Consider the following 26,455-nt stretch of genomic DNA (forward strand, 5'->3'; position numbering starts at 1 on the left):
TTAATGTCGTAATATGCAGCGTGCCATGAACAATATTTTTGAACGGCTGCTGCTGGCCGCATATAGTCATCTAGTAATGACATACAGAGCGACACAGGCACCTGCTACGGTGGCAGCCGATGCCGGGTCGGCTTTCGATTCTTCAGTGTACGCCTGGTAAGCTTGGTACGTAAGAAAACCAATTCGAATTCCGCTCTCCGCTATCCATTGCATAACTGGTCCCGAATCTTCCACCGTGGAGACTGCGCAAAACTTCAAATCGCCGGACTTCACGAACGAATCTGCGAACGCCAGAAAATCACTGACGCCTTGCCGCGAATTCTGGAATGATCGCTCAACAAAGCCATCCTTTGTCTCAACAGCGACATTGAAGCCAGAAGAAAGAATAAGGATTGCGAGTATTTTAGTCATTGTGATGTGCTTGAAAACGAGAGGCAGCTTCTGGCTGGTAGCAGCCTCTCAGAACTCTAACTCATCTCACAGTTCGTGTCAGGTTAAGTCTGAGCTAGTGCAATTATCACTCAGTGCAGATCGAATTCTGCACATTCAAAATGGTTGTCAACGCGGCTTCCGCTGCCGACAGCACATCGTCATCGCTGACGTCCAGCAGTGGATCGTACGTTAAGGAAAAGTTCGAGTACACAAACGGCACGGACACAAATTTCTCCTCGCCATCCACCGTCAATGTCCCGAGGCTGTCGGCGGTGGACTGGCTGACGAGCTTCATATAGGGCGGCAGATCTTTGGCGGTGAGCTTGCCGCCTGCCTGCGCGGTTTTTTGCAGTTTATTGAACTCATCCCGCGCTGCTTTTGCGTAGATCGGAGTAAAAAACAGATCAAACGTCAGGCCGTATGACGAGTTTCCTGCGCTATAGAACTCATTGAACAGGATATATTTTTTGTTTTCGTCCTGTGTCGATGTAAAGACTGCTATGGCGCCAATGCTGGCCAGGGCTTCGTTGATTCTCCTTTGCGAGTAGAGCACGTTGTTGATGCTAACTTCTCGCGAACCCAGGCTGCTGCAGGAGTTTTTGGTGAAGTAGTGCATCAGCTCATGCGTTTCTATCTCTTGAAAGAATGTCGCAACCAGTTCGGGTCGCTTCTTCAGATAGGATCTGGCTTTAATCGTGTCGGCGAAGATCAGGACTTTTTGCTGGGGGAGTCGCTTGTCAATTTCGCCGTAGTTTCCGCAGGACTCGCTGATGCCATCCATCGCGTAACTGCGCGTTTTCTCTATCGTCACCTTGGGTATTGCTACGTTTTTTATTTCGTACAGATTATCCGTGAGTTGGTTCTTGAAAGCGTTTTTCGTCAGGAAGGATGCGATCTCCGGTGTGACCTGCATTGGCTCTTGCTGGAAGCTGTTTGCAAAGCAGAATTCCGGAAAGTACAAAGGTGGAAAGCCGTCCCGGTTTCTTGTCCCCATAAATGAGGCGATGTAATAGCCGGTGGCATCGGAGACGCCATGCAGGAAGCTGAGGAATTCCTGATTAGGTGCTGTCTCTGGTTTGATTTCGGACTCTGAAACGTCCAGGGAGAGCAAAAAATTCTTCTCTGCGCTAATGAGCGCGTCGCTGGCATACGCGTGGTCGGCGGCCAATTTGAGTTTTTCAAAAAACGAGACAGGCTGCTGCTTTTCGATTTGCTTGATCGAGGTGCTGAAATCGGTATAAATCGTTTGCAGGCTTTTTTCCAGTTGCGCGATGGCCGCGAGGGCTTTGTCTTTGTCCTGGGCTTTCTGGAAACCTGTTGCGTAGTAGTCCTGGCTGGTGTTTTTAATGGCGGCTTGCGTTACGCTGGTGCTGAAGAGCAGGACAACTAAAAGTACTTTTTGAAACATGAGGTGGTGGCGGATCGATGGTTTATTTTGGCGATATTATAAAGGCAATTGTTATTACTGCAGCGTTGGCGGCTGGTTCTGCCGCAGTTGCGGCTGATCTGGCGTCGAATGAAGAACTGCGTTCGATGATGGCGGCGGATGCTGCTGACCGCAACGCTGAGAAACTGGACTGGGATAAGATCAACCAGCATGATCTGGCGCGGCGTAAGCGCGTCGCTGAGATGCTTGCGCAAAACCAGATCAGGACTGGGGAAGACTACTACAACGCTGGCATGATTTACCAGCATGGCGGCTCACCTGAAGATATCCGTCTGGCGCTTGCATTTGCCACGATCTCTTCGCAGCTGGCGCCCGAGCATCCCGCACCGAAGTGGCTCATTGCTGCATCCTGGGACCGCTACCTGGTGTGGAAGAAGATGCCGCAATGGTATGGCACCCAATATCAGGCGCCTCAGGACGGCGGCCCGAGCGAGCTGTATCCCGTCGACCCCAAGGCGGTCACTGATGAAGACCGCGCCGCGCTGAATGTGCCGTCGCTGGCCAAAGCGATGGAAGGGGCTGGTGCGAAATGATTACTCAGGCGATCACGGTGCCTTGGTGGAAGACGATCTGCCACGCGTCACCGGTCTGCCGCCACAGCGTTGTTCTGCGTGTCTGCCGGCCTGGCTGCATCAGGATGTAATTGAGTTGGTAGAGATCCTGTGCGATCTGGCGCAAGGTGAAGTCCGAGCAGGACCAGTCATCTGGCTCCGGCGTCTGGTAGCGCTCCAGCAGTGTCTCGATGACGAATTCGCGGCTGTAGGCCTGGCCGCTGGCGCCGATTTCCCAGAAATCGTTTGCGGTCATGTTGAGCAGGTCTTCGCGGCGCGTGCCAAATTCTCGCCGGTGAAAAATCGGCTCTCGCGCGATGAGCGCTTCACGTACCGCATCGAGATCGGATATCTGCATTTGCACCTCCCGGAGATCAGGAGATTGTAATGCGAAACTCCCCGCTGCATGAGCGGGGAGTGGTGGTGGACTACAGGGAGATGTCGACGCTGCGGCTGGCTTGTTCTGCGGCCGGCAGTTGTACGGTGAGCTGGCTGGTTTTGTCATCCCAGCCGAACACTGCTACCTTGCCGTCCACGCGCACCGACGATGGCGCCGCCGTTATGTTGCGCACCGTCAGTGCGATGCCGCGCGCCGGGCGCTGGTACTGCTTGCCCACTTCCGATTCCACGCGCAGCGACAGTGCCTTGCCTTGCAGCTTGCTGGTGAAGTGCAGCAGCTCGTACTTGCCCTGTTCGTAGGCTTGCGCGGTCAGGCCGTCGTCGTCATACAGCTTGCCAGCGCCTGCGTGCACCGAGGCGTCGTGCCAGTAGTGCAGGTCGATGTGTTTGGTGCTGTAGTCGCGCGTTGATTGCACGACCTTGGCCATCGGGATGAAGGCGCCAGCGCGTACATACACCGGCACGTGGTCCGGCGACAGCGCGATGGAGCGCGTTGCGCCGCCGGCCTGCTTTTCGCCCGTGTAGAAATCAAACCACGCACTGCGTGCCGGGAAGTAGACGTCGGCGGAGGTCTGGCCTTTCTTCAGCACTGGCGTGACGAGGAAGTCCTTGCCCCACAGGTAGGTTGACGACAGTGCGCGTACCTTGGCGTTGCCCGGCTCTTCGTAAATCATCGGGCGCATCAGCGGCAGGCCTTGCTGGTTGTTGTCGAAGCCCAGCGTGTAGTTGTATGGCAGCAGGCGATAGCGCAGGCGGATCGCTTCGCGTGCCAGTGCCTTGGTCTGGTCTTCGCGGTAGACCGGCTCCGCTGGCACTTCCTCCTGCGCGTGCGGACGGAACACCGGCTGGAACACGCCGTATTGCAGCCAGCGCGTGTACAGCTCATTGTCCAGCACTGCGTTGGCGAAGCCGCCCAGGTCCGAGTGCATATAGCCCACGCCCTGCATGCCCATCTGCAGCGCGATCTCTGGCTGCGATTGCAGTCCACCCCAGCCGCGTTCGACGTCACCTGACCAAGGGATGATGCCGTAGCGCTGCGTGCCCGAGTAACCGGAGCGCATCAGGATGAAGGGACGCTCGGCCGGGAAGTCCTGCTGGTAGCCTTCCGCCACCAGGCGCGCCCACTGGTGGCCGTAGATGTTGTGCACCTGGTCGGCCGTGCCGGTGGCGTGACGCAGTTCGGTTGGATGTACCTCCGGCTCGCCCAGGTCGCCCCACACGCCGGCCACGCCTTGCTGGCGCAGGCCTTTGTAGATATCCCAGAACCAGCTCCTGCCCTGTGGACTGAAAATGTCGATCAAGCCGGTATGGCCGAAATAGAAGTCGTAAGCGAGCGGCTTGCCGTCAGGGCCGGTGGCCAGCACTTGCTTGTCAACGGCTTCCTGCCAGCGCTTCGAGGTGTCGAGCACAAAGGGCTCGGTAATCACCACGGTTTGCACGCCTTTGGATTTGAAGTCGGCAATCATGCCTTCCGGGTTTGGGAAGCTGTCCTTGTCCCAGGCCAGGTTGCCCATGGTGCCTTTGACTTCCTTGCCGAACCAGTACAGGTCAAACACGATGCCATCGAGCGGGATGTCGTCGGCGATGAATTTGTTGATGGTGTCGCGCGCTTCCTTTTCGTTGTGATAGCCAAAGCGCATGGCGAAATTGCCGAAGGCCCAGCGCGGTGGCAATGGCTGCTTGCCGGTCAGGCTGGTGTAGTTGCCGACCACATCTTCCCAGCTGTCGCCGGCGATCACCTGGTAGGTTTTGCGGCCGCCGATGGCTTCATAGGTCAGGCTGTTGTTTTTCTTGCTGTCGAAATCCAGGTAGCCGGTCTGTGGATTGTCGAAGTGGATCGCGTACATTTTCGACGACATGGCGATCGGCATGGAGTAGCCCATGAGTTCCGAATGGTCGCCGTAGCCGTAGTGCGCCTTGTTGTACAAGGTGTAGCGGTGGCCGCGGCGGTTCATGCCGACCGCGCGCGAGCCCGCGCCGTACAGGGCTTCGTCCTTGTCCAGCGCGAATTCGATGGCTTCCAGTTCGCGTGGCTGGCCTTTGTTGATGTCCTTGCTGCCGCTGGCCACATCGTCGCGGACGTGGATGTAGCCGCGCTTTTCCGCCACCAGCGGCTTGCCCTTGTAGGCATAGGCGATCCTGAACGGGGACTTGGTAATCGTGACGGTGATGCCGGATGTGGCATATTCGTAGCTGCCGCCTTTTTGCTTCAAGCTGGCGTTGACCGCTGCGGGCGCCAGCACCACGGCATGCGAGGAGGGATCCACGGTTTCGCCTTTGGGCACAAACGTTGTTTCCACGATGCCGGGGGAGTAGGGCTTGATCAGGTAGCTGCCGTCGCTGGTCTGTACTTCCAGGTGGCCGTCGCGCTGGGTGATACCGTTGAACTTGCGGTCGGCATTTTGCGCCAGCGCCGGCTGGGCGGCCAGCAGGACCAGGGGCGCGGCGGCGGCCAGTTTGGCAAAGGAATGGATAGTCATGTAGGTAAAAGTCTCGCTAGTCGTCTTGAATTTTGTTGTTTGGCTACATTTGACACCATGATGATGCCCTTGAAAAGCCCTGTTTCCTTCATTTTACTAGGAAGTTCTTCCAATTGACACGCATAGGGTCGCGTGTTATTTTGCTACAAATTTTAAATACTCGGGACGCGCAGCATGCATTCTTCCAGCAAAAAGCCCCTACTGTCGTTCTGGCAGTTGTGGAACATGAGTCTTGGCTTCTTTGGCATCCAATTTGGCTTCGCGCTGCAAAACGCCAACGTCAGCCGGATCTTCTCCACGCTGGGCGCCAATCCCGACGATCTTCCCCTGTTCTGGCTGGCGCCGCCGGTCACCGGCTTGCTGGTGCAGCCGATCATCGGCTACCTGAGCGACCGTACCTGGCATCCCGTGTGGGGCCGCCGCCGTCCGTTCTTCTTCATTGGCGCCTTGCTGGCGTCGATCGCCCTGTTCCTGATGCCGAATTCCTCTGCGCTGTGGATGGCCGCGATTGTGCTGTGGCTGCTGGATGGGGCGATCAATGTGTCGATGGAGCCGTTCCGCGCCTTCGTCGGCGACAAGCTGGGACCGTCGCAGCAGACCGCCGGTTTTGCGATGCAGACCTTCTTCATCGGCTGGGGCGCGGTGATCGCGTCGCTGCTGCCGACCATTTTCACGCACATGGGCGTCAGCAATATCCCGCTCAACGGTGCGATTCCTGACACCGTGCGCTATTCCTTCTATGCCGGTGGCGCCGTTTACTTCCTGGCCGTGCTGTGGACCGTGCTGACCGCCAAGGAAGCGCCGCCGGAAGACCTGGCAGCCTTCCAGGCAGAGGTGAAGAGCAGCCAGGGCATGGGCCGCGCGCTGAGCGAGATCTTTGGCGGCTTCGCCAAAATGCCGAAGACCATGATGCAACTGGCCGTGGTGCAGTTCTTCACCTGGATCGGCCTGTTCGCCATGTGGATCTACACCACCAACGGCGTGGCGGAAAACGTGTTTGGCACGACCGATGCGCAGTCGGCGGCGTTCCAGGAAGCGGGCAACCATGTGGGCGTGATGTTTGCGGTGTACAGCGGCGTCTCGGCGCTGGCGGCGTTCATCCTGCCGGTGTTTGCGCGCCACACCAGCCGCAAGGTGGTGCACCTGACCTGTTTGCTCATCGGTGGCCTCAGCCTGCTGAGCCTCTATACCATCCATGACCTGAATACGCTGTTCGTGCCGATGATCGGCGTGGGCATTGCCTGGGCCAGCATCCTGACCATGCCGTATGCGATTCTGGCGGGCGCGCTGCCGGCCAACCGTATGGGCTACTACATGGGCGTGTTCAACTTCTTCATCGTGATTCCGCAGATTGTCAGTGGCCTGCTGCTGGGTTATGTGACCAAGCATTGGTTCGCGGGCCATAGCGTCAAGACGCTGATGCTGGGCGGTTTGTGCATGGTGATAGCAGGCGTGCTGACGCTGATCGTACGCGATGAGGCGGAGCCGGCGTGATGTAATATTGTTCGCGAGACAAGTTATTTGTGCGACGCGATTTTGCCGGAACAGGTAAAACCGTTGCTATGAATCTGTCATCTACCTTAGCGGAGCGAACATGAGCATTACGACGATCAGCACCACGCCTTTCCCAGGCCAGCGGCCAGGCACCTCGGGCCTGCGCAAGAAAGTCAGCGTTTTCCAGCAGCCTCACTACCTCGAAAATTTTGTGCAAAGCGTGTTTGACACGCTGGGCGATTGCAGCGGCAAGACGCTAGTGCTGGGCGGCGATGGCCGCTTCCATAACCTCGTCGCGGTGCAGACCATCTTGCGCATGGCGGCGGCCCATGGTTTTGCCAAGGTGCTGGTGGGGCAGGGCGGCATACTCTCCACGCCGGCGGTGAGCTGCGTGATCCGCAAGCATGCGGCGCTGGGCGGTATCGTACTGTCGGCCAGCCACAATCCCGGCGGCCCGGATGGCGACTTCGGCATCAAGTACAACATCGCCAATGGCGGTCCGGCGCCCGAGAATGTCACCGAGGCGATCTACCATCGCACGGAAGCGGTCAGTCAATACCGCATCAGCGATGCGGCGGATATCGACCTGAATCGCCTCGGCGCCGCACGCGTTGAAGAGATGGACGTCGAAGTGATCGACCCCGTGGCCGACTACGCGGAACTGATGCAGCAGCTGTTTGATTTCGACGCCATCCGCAAGCTGTTTGCGGGCGGATTCCGCATGTGCTTTGACGGCATGCACGCTGTCTCGGGGCCTTACGCCAAGGCGATTATCGAAGGCCAACTGGGCGCGCCGGCGGGGACGGTGATCAACGCCGTGCCGCTGGAGGATTTCGGCGGCCATCATCCCGACCCCAATCCCGTAAACGCCGCAGAGCTGATTGACCTCATGGCGGCGGAAAACGCGCCCGATTTCGGCGCTGCTTCCGACGGCGACGGTGACCGCAATATGATCGTCGGCCGCAACTTCGCCGTCACGCCATCGGACAGCCTGGCCGTGCTGGCCGCGCATGCCACGCTGGCGCCGGGCTACCGCGCTGGCCTCAAGGGTATCGCGCGCTCCATGCCGACCTCGCAGGCGGCCGACCGCGTGGCGGAAGCGCTGGGCATCCCTTGCTATGAAACGCCGACCGGCTGGAAGTTCTTCGGCAATCTGCTGGATGCCGGCAAGGCCACGCTATGCGGCGAAGAGAGCTACGGCACGGGCTCCAGCCACATCCGCGAAAAGGATGGCGTGTGGGCCGTGCTGTTCTGGCTAAACCTGCTGGCGGCGACCGGTAAATCGGTCGAACAGCTGGTCAGCGAGCACTGGGCGCGCTTTGGCCGCAACTACTATTCGCGCCACGACTACGAGGGGCTGGATACCAAGGCCGCCAATGAACTCATGGCTTCCCTGCGCATCAAGCTGGCCTCGCTGGCGGGCACGGACCTGGGCCATTACGTGGTCGCCCTGGCCGATGATTTTGAATACACCGATCCGGTCGATGGCTCGGTCTCCACGCAGCAGGGCATACGCATCGTGATGACCAATGGCTCGCGCATCGTGTTCCGCCTGTCGGGTACGGGCACCGAGGGCGCGACCTTGCGCGTCTACCTGGAGCGTTACGAAGCGGATCCCAAGTACCACCACCTGCCTACCCAGCAGGCCCTGTCGGCGCTGATACTGATTGCCGAACAGGTCGCGGGCATCGCCGACTGGACCGGCCGTGCCCATCCCACCGTCACAACATAAACAACCATAAGGACGACAGCATGAAATTGACGACACTCGCACTGACCATGGCAATGGCGCTAGGCGCCAACGCGGTAGCGGCACCGGCAGCACCCGCCGCAGCAAAACCCAGGCCATTCCTGTGGGAGAACGCGACAGTCTATTTCCTGCTGACGGACCGTTTCAACAATGCCTTTACGGGCAATGACCAGGCCTATGACCGCCGCAAGGACGCGGCGCCGCTGCGCGGCTTTATGGGCGGCGATCTGGCGGGCGTCATCAATAAAATCAACGATGGGTATTTCGACAGCCTGGGCGTGGATGCGATCTGGGTGACGCCGCCGGTGGAGCAGATCCACGAGGGCACGGATGAAGGCACGGGCAAGTCGTACGGTTTCCACGGCTACTGGGCTTCGGACTTCACTGCAGTCGATGCCAACCTCGGTACGGAGAACGATTTCCGCAACCTGGTGGAAGCGGCGCATGCGCGCGGCATCCGCGTGCTGCTGGATGTGGTGATGAACCATACCGGACCGGTAACGGAAGCCGATCCCGTGTGGCCAAAGGACTGGGTACGCACGGCGCCGCAGTGCACCTACAAGGATGCCAAGACCACCATCGAGTGCACGCTGGTGAAGAACCTGCCGGACTTCCTGACCGAGAGCGATACGCCGGTCGAACTGCCGGAGCGCCTGATGGCGAAGTGGCAGCGCGAAGGACGCTTTGAGGAAGAGGTCAAAAGCCTCAACGAGTTCTTTGCCCGCACCGGTTATCCGCGCGCGCCGCGCTACTACCTGATCAAATGGCATACGGACTGGATACGCAAGTACGGCGTGGACGGCTTCCGCGCCGACACTGTCAAACACGTGGAAAGCAAGGTATGGAAGGAGCTGCTCAAGGAAGCGTCGATCGCCTTTGAGGACTGGAAGAAGGCCAATCCGGACAAGAAGCTCAGCGACGACAAGTTCTACAGCACGGCGGAAGTCTACAACTACAAGGTCGCCGATGGCCTGTATCACGAGCTGGGTAGCGGGCAGAGTGTCAACTACTATCAGGCGGGCTTCAACAGCATGATCAATTTCGGGCTGGTGAAGGATGCCGAGAAGGATTATGAAACGCTCTTCAGCACTTACTCGAATACGCTGCACGGCGGCCGCCTGAATGGCTATTCGGTGCTCAACTATCTGGACTCGCACGACGACGGCGCACCATTCGACGCCGCGCGCAAGAAGCCGTTTGAAAGCGCCAACAAGCTGCTGCTGGCGCCTGGCGCGGCGCAGATTTACTACGGTGATGAAACGGCGCGCAAGCTCGATATCGCGGAAGCCTCGGGTGACGCCAGGCTGCGCTCTTTCATGAACTGGCGTGAGCTGGAGCAGAATGTGGAGCGCGACGGCTACCGGATCGCCGATGTGCGCGCGCACTGGGCCAGACTGGGTCTGTTCCGCAAGGCGCACGTAGCGGTGGGCGCGGGCGTGCATCAGCAACTGCAAGCTTCGCCCTATGTTTTCAAGCGCACCTACGACAAGGACGGCTTGCGCGACAAGGTGGTGGTGGCGCTGGACCTGCCGACCAGCAAGCCAACGACGATCAACCTGCACGGCGTGTTCGCCAACGGCCAGAAGGTCAAGGACTACTACAGCGGCAAAACGGCGGTGGTGCGCGGCGGCAGCGTCAACTTCGGCACGCGCAACGCGGTGGTGCTGATCGGGCAGGAGTAGGCGGCAAACACGTCCGCTTCCAGCGGCGCCGCGAACAGATAGCCTTGCGCCTCGTCGCAGCCCGCCAGGCGCAGGAAGTTGAGTACATCGTCATTCTCGACACCTTCGGCCACCACGCGATGGCCGAGGTCCTGCGACAGCGTAATCATGGCGCGCACCAGCGCCTGGCGGCGCGTATCGTCTTCCAGGCCACGGATGAAGGACTGGTCAATCTTGACCACGTCGGCAGGCATGGTCTGCAGGTAGGACAGGCTGCTGTAGCCGGTGCCGAAATCGTCGATGGCCAGGCCCACGCCCAGCGCGGCAATCGCGGCCAGGGTGTCGTGCGCCTTGGCCGGCTGCTGCATGATGGCGCTCTCGGTAATTTCCAGCTCCAGGCAGTCGGCGGGCAGGCGGTAGCGCGCCAGGCCGTCGGCGACGCTGGCGGAAAATCCGGGCTCGGTGAGATTGGCGGCCGAGACATTCACTGCCACTTGCACTGCCATGCCGGCGCTGCGCCACGCGCTTTGATGGCGCAGCGCTTCGTTCAGCACCCAGGCGGTGGTGGCCTGCGCCAGGCTGGAACGCTCGACGATGGGAATGAATTCGGCCGGGCCGATGGCGCCCAGTTCCGGATGGTTCCAGCGCAGCAGCGCTTCGGCGGCGATGCACATGCCGCTTTCGATTTCTATGCGCGGCTGGAATACCAGGCGGAGCTGGTCCGGGCTTTCCAGCGCCGCGCCAAAGTCGTTGAGCAGGCTGAATCGGCGCTGGTACAGCGCATCCTCCACCTGCGAGTAGATGGCCACCAGCAGGCCGCGGTCGGCGGCGTCGTGGGCGGCGCTGCGGGCCTTGCGCAGCACGGACAGGCTGTCATCGCGGCCGACATCGAACGGCACCACGCCGGCGGCCGGCGTGGCCACATAGCGCGAACGCGCGATGGCGTGCGCCTGCTGCATTTTTTCCTGCAGGCGTGGCAGCAGGCTGTCCAGCGTTTCGCCCGATGACGGCAACAGGATGAACTGGGCAGTGGCAACATGGTAGATGCGGTGACCGGCGCCCACCTCCGCGCGCAGCCAGCGCGCGCCGTCCGTCACCAGTTCGTCCAGATACGACGATTTCATGGCGCGCACGGCGTGGGCCAGCTGTTCCAGCGTGGCCAGGTTGATGAGCACCGCCAGCCGTTGCTCGCCTTCCGCTGCATCCAGCTGCAGGTCCTGGAAGTCTTCGATGAACTGGTTGCGGTTGGGCAGGCCGCTGACCGGGTCGACGCGGCCCAGCGCGTGCTGCAGTTCGATCTGCGCCATCACCATGCCGGCCAGGTCGCACAGTGCGCTGATTTCTTCCGGCGTGGTGTCGCGCGGTTCGGTGCCCAGCACGCACATGGCGCCGAGGCAGTGACCATCGTTGGTGGTGAGCGGCGCGCCCGCGTAGTAGCGGATGCCGCTTTCTGCCAGCAGGCTGTCCTGGTAGCAGGCGTCCTTGAGCAGGTCGGGAATCACCAGCACGTCGCTGCTGTCCGCCACCTGGCCGCAGGGCGCGCGCAGGCGCGGGATGCTGTCATGCTCGACGCCGACGCGCGATTTGAACCACTGGCGGTTGGCGTCCGTGAGCGAGACGGCGGCGATGGGCAGCTTGAACAGGCTGGCCGCCATGCGCGTGATGCGGTCGAAGGCTTCGCTGGGCGGCGTGTCCAGCAGGTTCAATTTATACAGCGCGTCGAGGCGGCGCGCCTCGGTGAGGGAGCAGGGTATCGTCATGTGCGGTCCGAAAGCAGTTCAAGGTGCAATGCGGGTCGGGGCACTGGCGATAATCGGGAGCGGGGCAGGGCTCGGGATGGCGTGGAATTAATTTAATTTCCACATGGAAACGTCATCATAGCATGATCCCGATAGCCCTGCTGTAGGCATTCGCTATGGCTGCGATAGCGAATAAGGCGCGTCGGCGGGCGCGGTGCCGCGCTGCTGGTTCGGTGTGGCGCGCATGTCGAAGTCCAGTACCGCGCCCTGGGTCAGCGCGGCGTGATCCAGCCAGTTGTGTGCATAGGGCTTGCCGTTGAGCTTGAGCGCGCCGACATAGCGTTGCTGGTCGCTGTTTGCCGGTGCGTTAATGGTGATGGTTTTGCCATTCTCCAGGTGCAATGTGGCTTTTTTGAACAGTGGCGCTCCCACCACATATTGCGGCACGGCCGGCGTCACCGGATAGAAGCCCAGCGCGGAGAACACATACCAGGCCGAGGTCTGGCCATTGTCCTCATCGCCGCAGTAGCCGTCCGGCGTGGGCTTGTACAGGCGGTTCATGGTTTCGCGCACCCAGTACTGGGTCTTCCATGGCGCGCCGGCGTAGCCGTACAGGTAGATCATGTGCTGGATGGGCTGGTTGCCGTGCGCGTACTGGCCCATGTTCGCAATCTGCATTTCGCGGATTTCGTGGATCACCTGGCCGTAGTAGCTTTCGTCAAACGTTGGCGGCAGGTCGAATACCTGGTCCAGTTTGGCGACGAACTTGTCGCGGCCGCCCATCAGGCCCACCAGGCCATTGACGTCCTGGAACACCGACCAGGTGTAGTGCCAGCTATTGCCCTCGGTGAAGGCGTCACCCCATTTGAACGGGTTGAATGGCGACTGGAAGCTGCCGTCCTGGTTCTTGCCGCGCATGAGGCCCGTCTCGGGGTCGAACAGCTTTTTGTAGTTCATCGCGCGCTGCTTGTAGATGGCGATTTCCGGCTCCGGCTTGCCGAGCGCCTTGCCCAGCTGGTAGATGGCGAAATCGTCGTAGGCATATTCCAGCGTGCGTGCGGCGTTTTCGTTGATCTTGACGTCGTACGGCACATAGCCCAATTGATTGTAGTACTTGACGCCGCGGCGGCCGACGGCATCCATCGGGCCTTCGTTGTCGGCGCCGTGCTTGAGCGCCTGCCACAGGGTTTCGATGTCGTAGCCGCGCAGGCCCTTGATGTAGGCTTCGGCCACCACCGACGCGGAGTTATTGCCGATCATGACGTTGGCCAGGCCGGGGCTGGACCATTCAGGCAGCCAGCCGCCTTCCTTGTAGTCGTTGACCAGGCCGGCCTGCATCTCGCGGTTGATCGACGGGTACATCAGGTTCAGGAACGGATAGAGCGCGCGGAAGGTGTCCCAGAAGCCGGTGCCGGCAAACATATAGCCGGGCAGGACCTGGCCGTTGTAAGGGCTCCAGTGAACGATCTGGTTGTTGGCGTCGATTTCGTACAGCTTGTTCGGGAAGAACAGCATGCGGTACAGGCTGGAATAGAAGGTGCGCGTCTGTTCATCGCTGCCGCCTTCGACACTGATGCGGCCCAGTGTCTTGTTCCACACCTCCTTGCCTTTTTGCGCGGTGGCGTCGAAGCTGTCGCTGGCTAGTTCGCGCTTGAGGTTGAGCTCTGCCTGTTCTTCGCTGATGAAGGAGGAGGCCACGCGCATGCCGACCTTCTCGCCTTTTTCCGTCTTGAAGCCGACCACGGCGCCGCTATGGTTGCTGGCCAGTTCACTCACGCCGTCCACGATCTTGTCGCCGCTCCAGATGCGGGTCGAGGTGAATGGCTTGTCGAAGTAGATGACGAAGTAGTTCTTGAAATTCTTCGGCAGCGGCCCGTGGGCGTAGCGCGTGCTGTAGCCGACGATCTTGCGCTGCGCGGGCAGGACCTTGATGTAAGAACCTTTGTCGTAGGCGTCCACCACCACGTAGGCTTCATCCGTTTTCGGATAGGTGAAGCGGAACTGCGCGGCGCGTTCGGTCGGTGCGATTTCGGTGGTGACGTCGGCGTCGGCCAGGTAGACGCTGTAGTAGTAAGGCTTGGCCACTTCCGCCTTGTGCGAGAACCAGCTCGCGCGGTCATCCTGTTTGAAACGCAGCTTGCCCGTCACCGGCATGATGGCGAACTGGCCGTAGTCGTTCATCCAGGGCGACGGCTGGTGGGTTTGTTTGAAGCCGCGGATTTTGTCGGCGTCGTAAGTGTAGGCCCAGCCGTCCCCCATCTTGCCGGTCTGCGGCGTCCAGAAGTTCATGCCCCATGGCAGGGCGATGGTCGGGTAGGTGTTGCCGTTGGAGAGTTCGGGTTTGCTGGCGGTGCCCATCAGCGGGTTGATGAATTCAACCGGATCTTTGACGGGGGCGGCGGACGCAGCGACGGCGAGCAGCAAAGCGGGGAGTGCGAGCGTGTGCAGTTTCATGTCCTGGAGTGTGGTGGATGGTGATGACCCAGTGTAGCAGTTACCTTCTGGGCGAAAACCCGCAAGGCCGGGCAGTCGCCGTGTTTATTGGCGGATTACTAAACACGGCTGCCTGGCCAGAAAGGCCAGTGCGAAGCCATTTGCTTTATGTTGCCTGTGGTTTTAATATGCAACTATGGTTAAAAGAACGAGTCATAAAGATGTAGCGTGTGGCGTCGCGCGGCCGCTGGATGCGATCGGCGACAGCTGGTCGCTGCTGATCGTGCGCGATGCGTTCGAGGGATCGCGGCGCTTTGGTGAATTCCAGCGCAGCCTGGGAATGGCGAAGAACATCCTGGCGGCGCGTCTGCGGCATCTGGTGGAGCACGGCATCTTCGAGGCGGTGGCGCCGGAGGATGGCGGCGCACATCTGGAATATCAGCTGACGGAGAAGGGGCGCGGCATGTTTGTGCTGCTGACCGCGCTGCGCCAGTGGGGCGAGGATTATTTTTTCGAACCAGGCGAAGCGCATGTGCATCTGGTTGACCGCAAGCGCGGCCAGCCGGTGCGCCGGCTGGAACTGGTTGCCCAGGATGGCCGCCGACTGACGCCGGAAGACACCATGGTCAACCGTGATGGCGTGGATTAATTCGCGGTGATGGTGACGGTGGACGCCGCGCTATCGAGCTTGCCGTCGTTGACGATCAGCGTGGCGACGTAGGCCCCCGGTACGTCGGCAAAGAAGGTGGGCGTGGCGACGTGGTAGTTGAGCAGCGTGGCGCCGCTGCCGGCCGGTTTGGTCAGCGTCCAGGAATAGCTGAGGATATCCTGGTCGGCGTCGGTGCCGCTGCCGGCCAGCTTGATCGCGGTACCGGCGGCCACGGTTTGCGCCGGGCCGGCCATGGCGACCGGCGCGTGATTGGCCACGGGCCCCTCAGCGCCACCGCCGCCGCAGGCGCTCAGTATCAGCATCGGCAGAATCAGGATCAATGATTTTCGCATCCCTTAATTTTCTACGAAAACCACGGCGCTGCGTGCGGGCAGCGTGAAGGTTCCCGTGCTTTTGTCGTACTTGGCTTCACGGATCAAGCGTTTGTCCCCTGCGGCCATGCCGGCTTGCACGGGATGCAGCGCGTAGTTGCGGTTTTGTTCTTCGGCGATGGTGATTTGCTGCGCGGTTTTGTCGACGTTGATCAGGTAGGTGATGGATTTGTAGCGCGCACCCTTGTAGCCTTTGCCGTCAAGGTGGGCGGCGATCACGGTCGGCACCTGCTGCGGGCCGGTGTTGAAGAAGCGCAGGCGCTGTTTGATGTCCTGTGCCGTGCGCAGGCGGAACAGCGTGCTGCTGGCGCGGATGGCCAGCAGGTCGCGGAACACGTCGCGCGCATAGGCGATGTCCGCTGGCGCTGGTTTGATGCCGGCGTTGTTCAGCAGTGGCTTGAGCAGCGCGTAGTCCTTGCCGTTGTCGGCGGCGGGCGGCAGGCCGGTGCCGTAGTAGTTGTCCTGATAGCTCCAGTCCAGGCGATTGAACCAGTCGCCCGATTCAAAGCTGTTGCGGTCCAGCGATTTGGAACGCAGGATGTCGAAGCCTGCGTGGAAGTAGGCCACGCCCTGGCTGAAGGCGTTGATGGCGGCGCCGAGCATCTGCACTTGTGCGCGTTCGCGCGCGCTGGTGGCTTGCGGCAGCTTGAAGGCGTTGATGTCGTACAGAGTCTGGTTGTCGTGGTTCTCGACGTAGTTGACGGTTTCACCCGGCTCGCTGGCATAGCCGGCCGGCTGGTTGCCGCCGTAGACCATGTCCTGCAGCGCGACAGTGCGGCCGTCGGCGATGGTCAATGGGTAGCTGCGGATGGTGCCGGCCAGGCCGACCTTTACCATGTCGGCGGCGTGCAGCAGGTCTGCGGCCGGGCGCTGCGGCGCCTGTTCATTGGCGTCGTAGACCAGGCCATTGATGTAGCCCTGCTGGGTGATGAGCTGCACGCCACTGTCACCGGCGCCGCCGCCACGCACGGCATCGCGGCCACGGTCGCTGAAGGTGCCGATGCCGCTGCCGTTCAGCGACAGCTGGGAGGCTTGCACGAATCGCGCGCCGTCGGCCACCTCGCCGAAGTTCCAGCCTTCGCCGATCAGGTTCACATGCTTGCCTGCGGCTTTGTCGGCAGCGGCCTGCAACTGCTCCATCACCGCGCGCGGCTGGTGGCCCATCAGGTCGAAGCGGAACGAGTCGATCCTGTAGTGTTTGGCCCATAGCGCGGCCGAGTCCACCATCAGCTTGCCCATCATGAGGTTTTCGGTGGCGGTGTTGTCGCAGCAGGTGGAGCGTTCGATGGCGCCGCTGGCGTTGAGGCGGTGGTAGTAGCCGGGGACCACGCGGTCCAGCACGGACTTCTCGTTTTGTCCGGCGATGTAGGTGTGGTTGTAGACCACGTCCATGCCGACGCGCAGGCCGGTCTTGTGCAGCGCCTGCACCATCTGGCGGAACTCGACGATGCGTTTGGCGCCATCGGCGGGATTGCTGCTGTAGCTGCCTTCGGGCGCGTTGTAGTGGAACGGGTCATAGCCCCAGTTGTAGCAGTCCTTGAACTTCACCTGCTCGATGGCGGCCTGCTGCACCTCGCTGTCGGCGGCTGCGACGGCGATTTCCGGATCGACGCAACCCAGTTCGGGCACGCTGCCGATGTCATACACGGGCAGCAGGTGGATGTCGGTCATGCCGGCCTTGCTCAGCGCGGCCAGGTGTTTCATGCCGTTGGAGCCGGCCTCGGTGAAGGCCAGGTATTTGCCGCGGTTGGCGGCGCTGACGGTATTGTCGTTGACGGAAAAGTCGCGCACATGCAGTTCGTAGACGGTCATGTCGGTTTGCGCGGCGACCTTGCTGGGCGCGGGTGCCGCGTCCCAGCCGGCGGGTTTGAGCCTGGCGTCATTGAGGCTGGCGATGTAGCTGCGCCTGGAGTCCGTGGTCAGGCTGATGGAATACGGATCGGTGACGAGGTTGCGTACCAGGCCTGCGGACGGCGCCACCACATCGACCAGGTATTGGTAGTACTGGCCGCTGGCGCCGGCGCGCGCAGACCAGATGCCGGTGGCGTGATCGCGCGTCATCGGTGTGATGGCGCTGGCCTTGCCGGCGCCGCTGGCATAGGTGCAGACGGCCACGTTCTGCGCGGTCGGCGCCCACAGTTTGAAGCCGGCATCGCGCGCGCCGACGGTGACGCCAAGGTCGGTGGCCTTGGCGGCGCCCGCGTAGACGTCATCCAGCGCACCGGCGATCTGCAAGGTGGTGGCGTCGCGCACAGTGCCGTTTTCCGCTTCCAGCACCAGCATCACTTGCTGGGTGAGCATGGTGGGCAGATGCGCGGTGTCGGTGGCAGCGACGGTCAGCACCGGGCCGTCGCCGGTAAACTTGAAGCGCTGCGCGGTGGCGGCAGGCAGCTCGCCGTCAAAGCGTGTCAGCGTGATGACGCCATCGGCGCCGGTCACGCGTGATCCGGAGGCGGCGCGCAGCAGCGCATTGGTGGAGTAGTACAGCTTGAAGATGCCGGCGCTGTCTGCGCCTGGCCATTTGAGCAGCTGGCGGTTAAGCCAGTAGGCGCGGGCATCGGTGATGGGCGTGGCGCGCAGCGTGGTGGCGTATGGCCCATCGCAGTCTGCCAGTGTCGGCGCTGCGCAAGCCGCCGCACCAGACAGCGCCAGTGCGCTTCCCAAAGAAACCCGCCAAGCCGCCCGCATACTACCCATATCCCATCTCCCTAAACCGTCAATAGAGGTAGTGTGATTACAGTTTCATCACATCTACCCGTGAAATTGGCGGCTATGGTACTCCAGAATCTGTAGTTTCGATACGTAGGGTGTATGCCGGCGGCTCCCTCATTGAGCGTGCGGATTAGCCTTCTTTTTTATCGGTGGCGGGATAGCAGAAGCTTGGCGGTGCGCTGACGCGGTAGTTGTCGACCATTCTGTAGCGCAGTGCATAGAGCGCGAACAGCGCGGCGACAACGGCGGCGAACGCGGCAAAGAAGAACATCTGGAAGGCGATCGCACTCAGGCCGCTACCGGCGATCCAGGCGCCCACGGTGTCGTTCTTGACGCCGGAATTGACGATCAACACCCACAGGTTGCCGACCGTGACGGCCAGGTACCAGAAGCTCAGGATGATGCCTTTCATGGAGGCGGGCGCCTGGCTGTAGGCGAATTCCAGGCCGGTGGCGGACACCAGCACTTCGCCCAAGGTCAGCAGCGCGTACGGCAGCAACTGCCACAGGATGGAGACCTTGTCGCCGCCATCCATCCACAGCTGGATCATGCCGATCACCACCCAGGCCAGGGCCGACAGCGCGATGCCCAGCCCCATGCGGCGCAGCGGCGTCGGTGTGATGCCGACCAGGCGCATGAGCGGGAACAGGGCGACGTTGTTGAACGGGATCAGCAGCATCACGAGAATCGGATTCACGGCCTGCATCTGCGCCGGCAGCAGCTTGAACTCCCAGCCCAGGATGGACAGCAGCGGGCTTTCCATGGCGTTGGCCTGGACGATCCAGGTCGAGGCTTTCTGGTCGAACAACGACCAGAATGGCGTAATCATGGCAAACACGATCAGGATGCGCAGCACCGAGCGTACGCCTTCCACGGCGGCGTCGGTGTGCTGGCCGCGCGCGCGCTCCAGCTGCATCGAAACGCCGATGCCGCCAAATGCCAGCACCAGTACCAGTGCGGTGCAGGCGGCAATCACGAAGCCCCACGAAGGCGTCATGCACAGCGATGCCACGGCAGCGACGGCGCCGGCGCCGGCCACCATCAGGCCTGGACGCGACTGGCCCGGTGCGCGCGCCAGCAGGGCGGTGCGGGCCACGCTGCTGAACGAGTCGGGATTCGGCGCCTGCGGCGGCACGTGCACGTATTTTTTGCGGCCGGCCCAGAACACGATCGTGGCAATCGCCATCAGGATGCCGGGAATGCCGAACGCCACGGCCGGACCATAGTCGCGCAGGAACAATGGCATCAGCAGCGAGGCAAAGAAGGAGCCGAAGTTGATGATCCAGTAGAAGGCGTCAAACACCACCTTGGCGCGGTTCTTGTTGGTCTGGTCGAACTGGTCGCCGACAAACGACACCACCAGCGGCTTGATGCCGCCGGAACCAAACGCGATCAGCGCCAGGCCAAGGTAGAAGCCTTCGAGATTGTGCTCAAAAATCGCCAGGCAGGCATGGCCGGCCACGTAGATCAGGCTGAACCAGAACACGGTTTTGTACTTGCCCCAGAAACGGTCGGCGATCCAGCCGCCCAGCAGCGGGAAGAAGTAGACGCCGATCACGAAGGTATGGAACACGTGCTTGGCTTCGGTGGTGCGGTCGCTGATCGGGATGAACAGCAGCAGGGTACTGAGCAGGAACGGCGTCAGGATGTTGCGCATGCCGTAAAAGCTGAACCGCTCGCAGCCTTCGTTGGCGATGATGTAAGGGATTTGCCGGGGCATGGGGCCGTTGCCGGCCGTGCTCATTTCGTTGCTCACTATATCTACTCCTGAAGTTGTGTAGTTTGACTACTATTTTTTATCTCAAGGATTTCGGTGGAAATCATTAAGTTTTTGTTTTTTAACGGTTATTTGTAATAATCGCTAAGCTGGGTACGCATTGAAAAATTGATTTTCGTGATGTATATTGTCTACAAAATCAATATTCTCGCTTGCCAACCCCGGATTTTCTTATGACTAAGCAACTTACTCAAGTTTCCCCGCACGCTGCAGACTGGTATCGCGATGCGATCATCTACCAGGTTTATCCACGTAGTTATATGGACAGCAACGGTGACGGCGTGGGCGACTTGCCCGGGATTACGGCAAGGCTGGACTATATCGCATCGCTGGGCGTGGACATCGTCTGGATTTCGCCATTCTTCAAATCGCCGATGAAGGACTTTGGCTACGACATTGCCGATTACTGCGACGTCGATCCGCTGTTCGGCACGCTGGCCGACTTTGACGTGCTGATCGCCAAGGCGCACAGCCTGGGCCTCAAGATCATGATTGACCAGGTCATGGCGCACACGGCCGAAGAGCATTCGTGGTTCAAGGAAAGCCGCGCCAGCCGCGACAATCCCAAGGCTGACTGGTATGTGTGGGCCGATCCCAAACCGGACGGCAATCCACCGAATAACTGGCTGTCCGTGTTTGGCGGCTCCGCCTGGCAGTGGGATACGCGCCGCCGCCAGTACTACATGCACAACTTCCTCGTCAGCCAGCCGCAGCTGAACTTCCATAATCCGGAGGTGCAGCAGGCGCACCTGGCGGCGCTGCGTTTCTGGCTCGAGCGCGGCGTTGACGGCATCCGTCTGGACGCTTGCAACTACCACTTCCACGACCAGCAGCTGCGCGACAACCCGCCAGCCACCAACCGCGATTCGATCACCGTGACGGACGTCAACCCGTACGGCATGCAGGCGCATGACCACGACAAGACCCAGCCGGAAAACGTGCCCTTCCTGCAGCAGCTGCGCGCGCTGCTGGACGAGTACCAGGCGGTGTCGATCGGCGAAGTGGGTTCCGACGATTCGCTGGCCACCATGGCGGAGTACACGGCCGGCGGCGACAAGCTGCACATGGCGTACAGCTTCAACCTGCTGGTCAACCTGATGTCGTCGCATCACATCCGCGAGCAGGTGGAGCAGTTCGAGGCGCGCGTCAAGGGCGGCTGGGCTTCCTGGTCGGTCGGCAATCACGACGTGCCGCGCGTGGCCTCGCGCTGGGGCGGCCCGGCGGCGCCGCAGGCGTTCGCCAAGCTGGTGCTGGCGATGCAGCTGTCGCTGAAAGGCACGCCGTGCCTGTATCAGGGCGACGAGCTGGCGTTTGCCGAAGCGGACGTGCCTTACGAACTGCTGCAAGACCCGTACGGCATCACCTTCTGGCCCGAGTTCAAGGGCCGCGACGGCTGCCGCACGCCGATCGCCTGGACTGATGGCGACAACGGCGGCTTCACGACCGGCAAGCCATGGCTGCCGGTGTCGCCGGATCACCTGGCCAAGGCGGCGTCGGTGCAGGAGCAGGATGCGGCATCGTCGCTGGCGTTTACCCGCGCATTCACGGCGTGGCGCCGCCAGCATCCGCAACTGCTGCGTGGCGACATCGTCTTCTTCGATACGCCGGAACCGGTGCTGGCGCTGCGCCGCGATCTGGCTGGTGAGCGCAGCATCATCGCCGTCTTCAACCTGGGCGGCGAGGCGGTCACGGTCGATGTGCCGGCAACGGCTGGCGCCGAGCAATTGCAAGGTTATGGCCTGCCGGGCAGCGCGCAGGATGGCAAGGTCACGCTGCCAGCGTACGGCGCCTGGTTCGGCTACGCGGCCTGAGCTGCGGCATAGAGGGAGGAAACGATAACGTTATGTATCGTTTCCTTCTTAACACCACGTATTTCAGGTATGCTTCCGCCAACTGTTTTGACTGAACCGACGATGAAACAAGCTGAAGTAGATCAAAAACTGAATCGTACCGCCTTTGCCGACGGCCCGCGCCTGCTGGCCGACATCGGCGCCACCCACGCCCGCTTCGCATTGCAGACCGCGCCGGGCGAATTCCGCGCCGTGCGGGTGCTCAAGTGCGACGACTTCCCGGATATCGTGGCCATGCTGCGTTCGTATCTGGCGGACCATGCTGGCGTCAACCTGAATCACGCGGCGCTGGCGGTGGCCAACCCGGTCAGCGGCGACTACGTGCGTATGACCAACCGCGCGTGGGAATTCTCCACCGACGAAGTGCGCCGCGCGCTCGGCCTGCACACGCTGCTGGTGGTGAACGACTTCACCGCGCTGGCGATGTCCTTGCCCGGCCTGAAACCGGCAGACCTGATGCAGGTCGGCGGCGGCAAGCCAGCCTCCAATTCCGTGATCGGCGTGCTGGGACCGGGCACCGGCCTGGGTGTGTCGGGCGTGATCCCCACCGTTGATGGTTTCGTCACGCTGGGTTCCGAAGGCGGCCACACCAACTTTGCGCCAGCCGACGAGCGCGAGTACGCGATCCTGCAATACGCGTGGCAGACCTGGTCGCACGTATCGACCGAACGCCTGATCTCCGGCCCCGGCATGGAAATCATCTACCGCGCCATCGCCAAGCGTAATGGCCGCCAGGTGCGCGACCTGACCTCGCAAGAGATTATCGCCGGTGCACTTACGGATAAAGATCCGCTGTGCCTGGAAGTGCTGGAATGCTTCTGCGCCATGCTGGGCGGCGCCACCGCCAACCTCGCCGTGACGCTGGGTGCGTTTGGCGGCATGTTCATCGGCGGCGGCATTGTGCCGCGCCTGGGCGAGTGGTTCACCACCTCGCCGTTCCGTGCGCGCTTTGAAGCCAAGGGCCGTTTCACCAGCTATCTGGCGGAGATCCCGACCTATGTCATCACCACGCCGAATCCGGCGTTCTATGGCGTGGCGACGATCCTGTCAGAGCACCTGCGCGGCCGCAGCGGCGCCAACACGCTGATGGAGCGCGTGCAGCATCTGCAGCACGAACTGACGCCGGCCGAGCAGCGCGTCGCGCAACTGGTGCTGGAGCAGCCGCGCCTGGTGCTGAACGAACCGATTGCCGATATCGCGCGCCTGGCCGAAGTGAGCCAGCCGACCGTGATCCGCTTCTGCCGCTCGCTGGGCTTCCTCGGCCTGGCTGACTTCAAGCTCAAATTTGCCAGCAGCCTGACGGGGGCGATTCCCGTGCGTCACAGCCAGGTGCGCGTGAGCGACAGCACACACGACCTGAGCGCCAAGGTGATTGACAACACCGTGTCGGCGATCCTGAAATTCCGCGACCAGCTCGACGTGCGTTCGCTGGACAAGGCAATCGCGCTGGTGGCCAAAGCCAAGCGCGTCGAGTTCTACGCCATGGGCAATTCGCGCGTGGTGGCGCTGGATGGCCAGCACAAATTCTTCCGCTTCCGGATTCCGACGTCGGCATATGGCGATTCGCATTTGCTGACGCTGGCGGCCGAACTGCTGAATCCGGGCGACGTGGTCATCGCCATCTCCAACTCCGGCAAGCTGCCGGATCTGCTGGCGGCAGTGGACGCGGCGCGTGCGGCGGGGGCGGACGTCATCGCCATCACCTCCAGCAACTCGCCGCTGGCGAAAAAAGCCAGCGTCTGCCTGTCGGTGGACCACACGGAAGACAGCACCACCTTCCTGTCGATGATCTCGCGCATCTTGCAACTGCTGCTGATCGACATTCTGTCCGTCGGCATCTCGCTGGACGCGCAGAACTCGCGCCTCGTGGTCGAGCACAAGAGCAGCAGCGGCGAAGCCGACAACCGCCGCCTGTTGATCTCCCATCTCGACAGCTAAACGCATCTAAACATTCCGGGGTCAGGTCCGTCATTTCTACACGGACTCGGCTGTAACGCGCGTTACAGCCGAGTCCGTGTAGAAATGACGGACCTGACCCCGTTTTTTTTGCTGTTACAAATCGCTACTTGAAGTTCTTTCGTAATCAGTTAAGATATATCTTAATACGTTATATCTTAAGGGGTAGCTCATGTTTGGATTTAAACATCATCACCATCGTCCTCACGGACCGCATGGGCATCATCACCATCATGGCGGGCCGCATGGCCCGGGGCCGCGTGGCCGTGGGCCGAAAATGTTTGACGCTGGCGCGATGCGCTATGTGGTGCTGCAGCTGATCGCCGAGAAGCCGCGCCATGGCTATGAAATCATTAAGGAACTGGAGCAGCGCTCCGGTGGTAGCTATACGCCTAGCCCGGGCGCCATCTATCCCTTGCTGTCCATGCTGCTGGATATGGGCCATGTCGTTGCGACGCCGGATGGGAATAAGAAGCTGCATACCATTACGCCGGAAGGCGAGGCTTTCCTGGCGGAGAACCGTCAGTTCGTGGATGCCATTCTGGCCCGCATGGCGGAAGGCGATGAGCACCGCGAAGGCTTGCGCAGTGCGATGCATGAGCTTAAGCACGCTGCCATCGAGCAGGCCCGCGCCAGTAATCACAATCAGGAGCGGATCGAGCAGATCCGCGCCATCCTGCGCAAGGCAGTTGAGGATATCAACGCACTATGAACGCCACGCTCCCTCTCACTCCGGCGCGCGAGCGCCTGCTCCTGTGGTTGCTCGCGCTGACGCAGTTCACTGTCATCATGGACTTTATGGTCATGATGCCGCTGGCGCCGCAGCTGATGCGCGCGTTTCAGATCGAACCGGCCGCGGTCTCGGGCGCGGTGTCGGCCTATGCCTGGTGTGCCGGTATTTCCGGTCTCGCGGCGGCGATGTATATCGACCGCTTCGACCGCCGCAAGCTGCTGCTGACGGTGTTTGCGTTGTTCACGCTGTCCAATCTGGCGTGCGCTGCTGCGACCAGCTTCCATATGCTGGTGCTGTCGCGCGCGTTCGCCGGGCTGACCGGCGGCATCCTTGGCGCCATCGTCATGGCCATCATCGGCGATCTGATTCCCGCCAACCGCCGTGGCGCCGCGACGGGCGTGGTGATGACGTCGTTCAGCATGGCCTCGGTGGCGGGCGTGCCGACCGGTGTGATGCTGGCCGCCCACTATGGCTGGGCCTCGCCGTTTTACATCCTGGTCCTGTGCTCGCTGCCGATCCTGCTGCTGGCCGCGCGCGTGCTGCCGGCCATGGACGGCCATCTGGTGAACCGTCCGCCGCTGTCGGCGGTGCTGCCCAATCTGGTGGCGCTGTACCGCGAGCCCAAGCACCTCAAGGCGTTCCTGCTGTCGGCCGTGAATATGATGACGGGCATGATGGTGATTCCGTTTATTTCGCCGGTGCTGGTGAATAACGTCGGCTTGCAGCCGGCCGAGATTACCTATGTCTACCTGGCGGGCGGCCTCACCACCTTCTTCACGGCGCGCATGCTGGGCAAGTGGTCGGACCGTGCCGGCGCGCACAAGGTGTACCGCATCGTTTCGCTGCTGTTCATCCTGCCGGTGCTGTTCATGACGCATATGCCGGTGATGCCGCTGATCGGCGTGGTGCTGTTCTTCCCGTTCTTCATGGTGCTGGCGTCGGGCCGCAATATTCCCATGCAGGCGCTGATGACGACGGTGCCGGAGCCCTCGCGCCGCGGCGCTTTCCTGAGCGCGAATGCCGCCATCCAGCAGGTAGGTACGGGGCTGGGCGCGCTGCTGGGCGGGCTGACGCTGCACACGCAGGCGTCCGGCCAGATCAGCGGCTATGGCTGGAATGGCTGGATTGCGGCCGGCATGGCGCTGCTGACGGTGCTGTGGGTAGGGCAGGTACGCGGCGCTGCACCGCAGGCAGCGCCGGTCAATGGGGTGAAGGCGGCGTAGTGTGAGCTAGTTGCCCATGCTGGTGCGCTTGGCCGGATGCTTCTCGCGGCGCCAGCGTGCCAGGCTGATGACTTCGTCGTTGGTGGCGTCTTCCACCAGGATCTCGTCGTCGCTGGACGATACCAGGAAGCTTTCCCAGCGCAGCGCGGATTCTGCGCTGTTTTCCACGTAGCTGAACTGCCAGTAGTTTTTGCCGTTGAGCTTGCGTGGCGCCGGATCATATTCCAGCAGGCCGCCATGGGCCTTGCCGCTGGAGTTCTTTTCAATCAGCGCCGACCATGCCTGCAGTTCCGGCAGCGCCATCAGCGCGGCCGCGCCTTGCTCTTTGGTGCGGATGGCGCGCGGTTCCGCTGGCGGAGCCGGATCCTTGATTTCGGCAGGACGGTGCGGCGCCGCCACGGACGCGGCCTTGCTGGCCGAGGCCGCGCTGCTGGCGCTGGCTGACGGCGTCACGGGGAGCTTGATTTTGACCTGTGATTCGGCCGAGGGCGCGCTGCTGAAATAGGCGGCCAAACCCAGCGCAATTACGGTCGTCGCCACGCCGGCGATGATGAATTTGCGGGAGGACTGCTTGCTTAATTCCATGAGGAGACGATGAGACGTGTGATTGACGGCCATACTAAACCAAAGGCACAGCAGGGGCAACTTTTGCCCCTTTTTTACGCGTCATAACTTGACTTTTCGACATTGTTGCGTGGCGTGCCTATATTATTTTGGTATTCATCCGGCGAGATTATTCATTGGCCGCGGTCCCGGCTTTTTCGTACCATCGGTCCA

The 26,455-nt window shown here is 61.3% G+C and carries 19 protein-coding genes; 9 read left to right on the plus strand and 10 right to left on the minus strand.

The features are described from left to right. Positions 1–66: 66 nt before the first annotated feature. Positions 67–411 (minus strand): hypothetical protein, encoded by a 345-nt coding sequence (locus GTP58_RS18945; protein WP_161078750.1) that lies wholly within the window; start codon positions 409–411, stop codon positions 67–69. 106 nt (positions 412–517) lie between these two features. Continuing rightward, on the minus strand, positions 518–1,840 hold the full coding sequence (locus tag GTP58_RS18950; protein ID WP_161078751.1) for a hypothetical protein: 1,323 nt from the start codon (positions 1,838–1,840) through the stop codon (positions 518–520). Between the two features lie 17 nt (positions 1,841–1,857). On the opposite strand from GTP58_RS18950, the gene GTP58_RS18955 reads away from it, so the two are divergent. Then, positions 1,858–2,412, plus strand: coding sequence for a hypothetical protein (locus GTP58_RS18955; RefSeq protein ID WP_161078752.1), 555 nt, complete (start codon positions 1,858–1,860; stop codon positions 2,410–2,412). A gap of 4 nt (positions 2,413–2,416) precedes the next feature. Here GTP58_RS18955 and GTP58_RS18960 read toward each other — a convergent pair whose 3' ends face one another. After that, positions 2,417–2,788, minus strand: a complete 372-nt coding sequence (locus GTP58_RS18960; protein ID WP_161078753.1) for a DUF4440 domain-containing protein — start codon at positions 2,786–2,788, stop codon at positions 2,417–2,419. Positions 2,789–2,858: 70 nt separating this feature from the next. Beyond that, positions 2,859–5,309 (minus strand): TIM-barrel domain-containing protein, encoded by a 2,451-nt coding sequence (locus GTP58_RS18965; RefSeq protein WP_161078754.1) that lies wholly within the window; start codon positions 5,307–5,309, stop codon positions 2,859–2,861. Positions 5,310–5,483: 174 nt separating this feature from the next. On the opposite strand from GTP58_RS18965, the gene GTP58_RS18970 reads away from it, so the two are divergent. The 3 genes from GTP58_RS18970 (at position 5,484) to GTP58_RS18980 (ending at position 10,235) form a co-directional block, all read left to right on the plus strand. Then, on the plus strand, positions 5,484–6,803 hold the full coding sequence (locus tag GTP58_RS18970; protein ID WP_161078755.1) for an MFS transporter: 1,320 nt from the start codon (positions 5,484–5,486) through the stop codon (positions 6,801–6,803). A 100-nt stretch (positions 6,804–6,903) separates the two neighbouring features. Next, on the plus strand, positions 6,904–8,535 hold the full coding sequence (locus GTP58_RS18975) for an alpha-D-glucose phosphate-specific phosphoglucomutase (protein WP_161078756.1): 1,632 nt from the start codon (positions 6,904–6,906) through the stop codon (positions 8,533–8,535). A gap of 20 nt (positions 8,536–8,555) precedes the next feature. After that, positions 8,556–10,235 carry an alpha-amylase family glycosyl hydrolase gene (locus GTP58_RS18980; protein ID WP_161078757.1) on the plus strand — a complete coding sequence of 560 codons (1,680 nt, stop codon included), beginning with the start codon at positions 8,556–8,558 and terminating at the stop codon, positions 10,233–10,235. Here GTP58_RS18980 and GTP58_RS18985 read toward each other — a convergent pair. Further along, positions 10,151–11,974: a GGDEF and EAL domain-containing protein gene (locus GTP58_RS18985; RefSeq protein WP_161078758.1), complete on the minus strand. Its 1,824-nt coding sequence runs from the start codon at positions 11,972–11,974 to the stop codon at positions 10,151–10,153. The two genes, GTP58_RS18980 and GTP58_RS18985, sit on opposite strands and share 85 nt — an antisense overlap. A gap of 153 nt (positions 11,975–12,127) precedes the next feature. Continuing rightward, a complete protein-coding gene (locus GTP58_RS18990; protein ID WP_161078759.1) occupies positions 12,128–14,407 on the minus strand; it encodes a GH92 family glycosyl hydrolase in 2,280 nt (759 codons plus the stop codon). Positions 14,408–14,582: 175 nt separating this feature from the next. Here GTP58_RS18990 and GTP58_RS18995 point away from each other — a divergent pair, with 175 nt between their 5' ends. Beyond that, positions 14,583–15,035, plus strand: coding sequence for a helix-turn-helix domain-containing protein (locus GTP58_RS18995; protein ID WP_161078760.1), 453 nt, complete (start codon positions 14,583–14,585; stop codon positions 15,033–15,035). Here GTP58_RS18995 and GTP58_RS19000 read toward each other — a convergent pair. From GTP58_RS19000 to GTP58_RS19010, 3 genes are all read right to left on the minus strand, one after another. Continuing rightward, the gene (locus GTP58_RS19000; RefSeq protein ID WP_072787806.1) at positions 15,032–15,388 is read right to left on the minus strand and encodes a PKD domain-containing protein; all 357 of its coding nucleotides are present in this window, start codon (positions 15,386–15,388) and stop codon (positions 15,032–15,034) included. The two genes, GTP58_RS18995 and GTP58_RS19000, sit on opposite strands and share 4 nt — an antisense overlap. A 3-nt stretch (positions 15,389–15,391) precedes the next feature. Continuing rightward, positions 15,392–18,115: an alpha-1,6-glucosidase domain-containing protein gene (locus tag GTP58_RS19005; RefSeq protein ID WP_161078928.1), complete on the minus strand. Its 2,724-nt coding sequence runs from the start codon at positions 18,113–18,115 to the stop codon at positions 15,392–15,394. A gap of 154 nt (positions 18,116–18,269) precedes the next feature. After that, positions 18,270–19,859 carry an oligopeptide:H+ symporter gene (locus GTP58_RS19010; protein ID WP_161078929.1) on the minus strand — a complete coding sequence of 530 codons (1,590 nt, stop codon included), beginning with the start codon at positions 19,857–19,859 and terminating at the stop codon, positions 18,270–18,272. Positions 19,860–20,089: 230 nt separating this feature from the next. On the opposite strand from GTP58_RS19010, the gene GTP58_RS19015 reads away from it, so the two are divergent. The 4 genes from GTP58_RS19015 to GTP58_RS19030 all read left to right on the plus strand — a co-directional run bounded on the left by GTP58_RS19015 (position 20,090) and on the right by GTP58_RS19030 (position 25,678). Further along, entirely contained in the window at positions 20,090–21,727 is a 1,638-nt protein-coding gene (locus GTP58_RS19015; protein ID WP_161078761.1) for an alpha-glucosidase, read from the plus strand. Positions 21,728–21,829: 102 nt separating this feature from the next. Continuing rightward, positions 21,830–23,704, plus strand: a complete 1,875-nt coding sequence (locus GTP58_RS19020) for a glucokinase (protein WP_072787799.1) — start codon at positions 21,830–21,832, stop codon at positions 23,702–23,704. 190 nt (positions 23,705–23,894) lie between these two features. Continuing rightward, complete coding sequence (locus GTP58_RS19025) at positions 23,895–24,434, plus strand: PadR family transcriptional regulator (RefSeq protein ID WP_161078762.1); 540 nt, start codon at positions 23,895–23,897, stop codon at positions 24,432–24,434. Further along, positions 24,431–25,678: an MFS transporter gene (locus tag GTP58_RS19030; protein WP_161078763.1), complete on the plus strand. Its 1,248-nt coding sequence runs from the start codon at positions 24,431–24,433 to the stop codon at positions 25,676–25,678. Before GTP58_RS19025 ends, GTP58_RS19030 begins: the two co-directional genes overlap by 4 nt. A 6-nt stretch (positions 25,679–25,684) precedes the next feature. On the opposite strand, the gene GTP58_RS31430 is transcribed toward GTP58_RS19030, so the two are convergent. After that, positions 25,685–26,263 carry a hypothetical protein gene (locus tag GTP58_RS31430; RefSeq protein ID WP_229215639.1) on the minus strand — a complete coding sequence of 193 codons (579 nt, stop codon included), beginning with the start codon at positions 26,261–26,263 and terminating at the stop codon, positions 25,685–25,687. Positions 26,264–26,455: the final 192 nt, after the last annotated feature.

It is taken from the genome of Duganella sp. CY15W (assembly GCF_009857555.1).
Classification (GTDB): Bacteria; Pseudomonadota; Gammaproteobacteria; order Burkholderiales; family Burkholderiaceae_D; genus Rugamonas; species Rugamonas sacchari.

What these genes read in the sequence shown, in the direction of transcription:
- GTP58_RS18945 (WP_161078750.1), bottom strand. Translation starts at nt 411, where the DNA reads ATGACTAAAATACTCGCAATCCTTATTCTTTCTTCTGGCTTCAATGTC.
- GTP58_RS18950 (WP_161078751.1), bottom strand. Translation starts at nt 1,840, where the DNA reads ATGTTTCAAAAAGTACTTTTAGTTGTCCTGCTCTTCAGCACCAGCGTA.
- GTP58_RS18955 (WP_161078752.1), top strand. Translation starts at nt 1,858, where the DNA reads ATGGTTTATTTTGGCGATATTATAAAGGCAATTGTTATTACTGCAGCG.
- GTP58_RS18960 (WP_161078753.1), bottom strand. Translation starts at nt 2,788, where the DNA reads ATGCAGATATCCGATCTCGATGCGGTACGTGAAGCGCTCATCGCGCGA.
- GTP58_RS18965 (WP_161078754.1), bottom strand. Translation starts at nt 5,309, where the DNA reads ATGACTATCCATTCCTTTGCCAAACTGGCCGCCGCCGCGCCCCTGGTC.
- GTP58_RS18970 (WP_161078755.1), top strand. Translation starts at nt 5,484, where the DNA reads ATGCATTCTTCCAGCAAAAAGCCCCTACTGTCGTTCTGGCAGTTGTGG.
- GTP58_RS18975 (WP_161078756.1), top strand. Translation starts at nt 6,904, where the DNA reads ATGAGCATTACGACGATCAGCACCACGCCTTTCCCAGGCCAGCGGCCA.
- GTP58_RS18980 (WP_161078757.1), top strand. Translation starts at nt 8,556, where the DNA reads ATGAAATTGACGACACTCGCACTGACCATGGCAATGGCGCTAGGCGCC.
- GTP58_RS18985 (WP_161078758.1), bottom strand. Translation starts at nt 11,974, where the DNA reads ATGACGATACCCTGCTCCCTCACCGAGGCGCGCCGCCTCGACGCGCTG.
- GTP58_RS18990 (WP_161078759.1), bottom strand. Translation starts at nt 14,407, where the DNA reads ATGAAACTGCACACGCTCGCACTCCCCGCTTTGCTGCTCGCCGTCGCT.
- GTP58_RS18995 (WP_161078760.1), top strand. Translation starts at nt 14,583, where the DNA reads ATGGTTAAAAGAACGAGTCATAAAGATGTAGCGTGTGGCGTCGCGCGG.
- GTP58_RS19000 (WP_072787806.1), bottom strand. Translation starts at nt 15,388, where the DNA reads ATGCGAAAATCATTGATCCTGATTCTGCCGATGCTGATACTGAGCGCC.
- GTP58_RS19005 (WP_161078928.1), bottom strand. Translation starts at nt 18,115, where the DNA reads ATGCGGGCGGCTTGGCGGGTTTCTTTGGGAAGCGCACTGGCGCTGTCT.
- GTP58_RS19010 (WP_161078929.1), bottom strand. Translation starts at nt 19,859, where the DNA reads ATGCCCCGGCAAATCCCTTACATCATCGCCAACGAAGGCTGCGAGCGG.
- GTP58_RS19015 (WP_161078761.1), top strand. Translation starts at nt 20,090, where the DNA reads ATGACTAAGCAACTTACTCAAGTTTCCCCGCACGCTGCAGACTGGTAT.
- GTP58_RS19020 (WP_072787799.1), top strand. Translation starts at nt 21,830, where the DNA reads ATGAAACAAGCTGAAGTAGATCAAAAACTGAATCGTACCGCCTTTGCC.
- GTP58_RS19025 (WP_161078762.1), top strand. Translation starts at nt 23,895, where the DNA reads ATGTTTGGATTTAAACATCATCACCATCGTCCTCACGGACCGCATGGG.
- GTP58_RS19030 (WP_161078763.1), top strand. Translation starts at nt 24,431, where the DNA reads ATGAACGCCACGCTCCCTCTCACTCCGGCGCGCGAGCGCCTGCTCCTG.
- GTP58_RS31430 (WP_229215639.1), bottom strand. Translation starts at nt 26,263, where the DNA reads ATGGAATTAAGCAAGCAGTCCTCCCGCAAATTCATCATCGCCGGCGTG.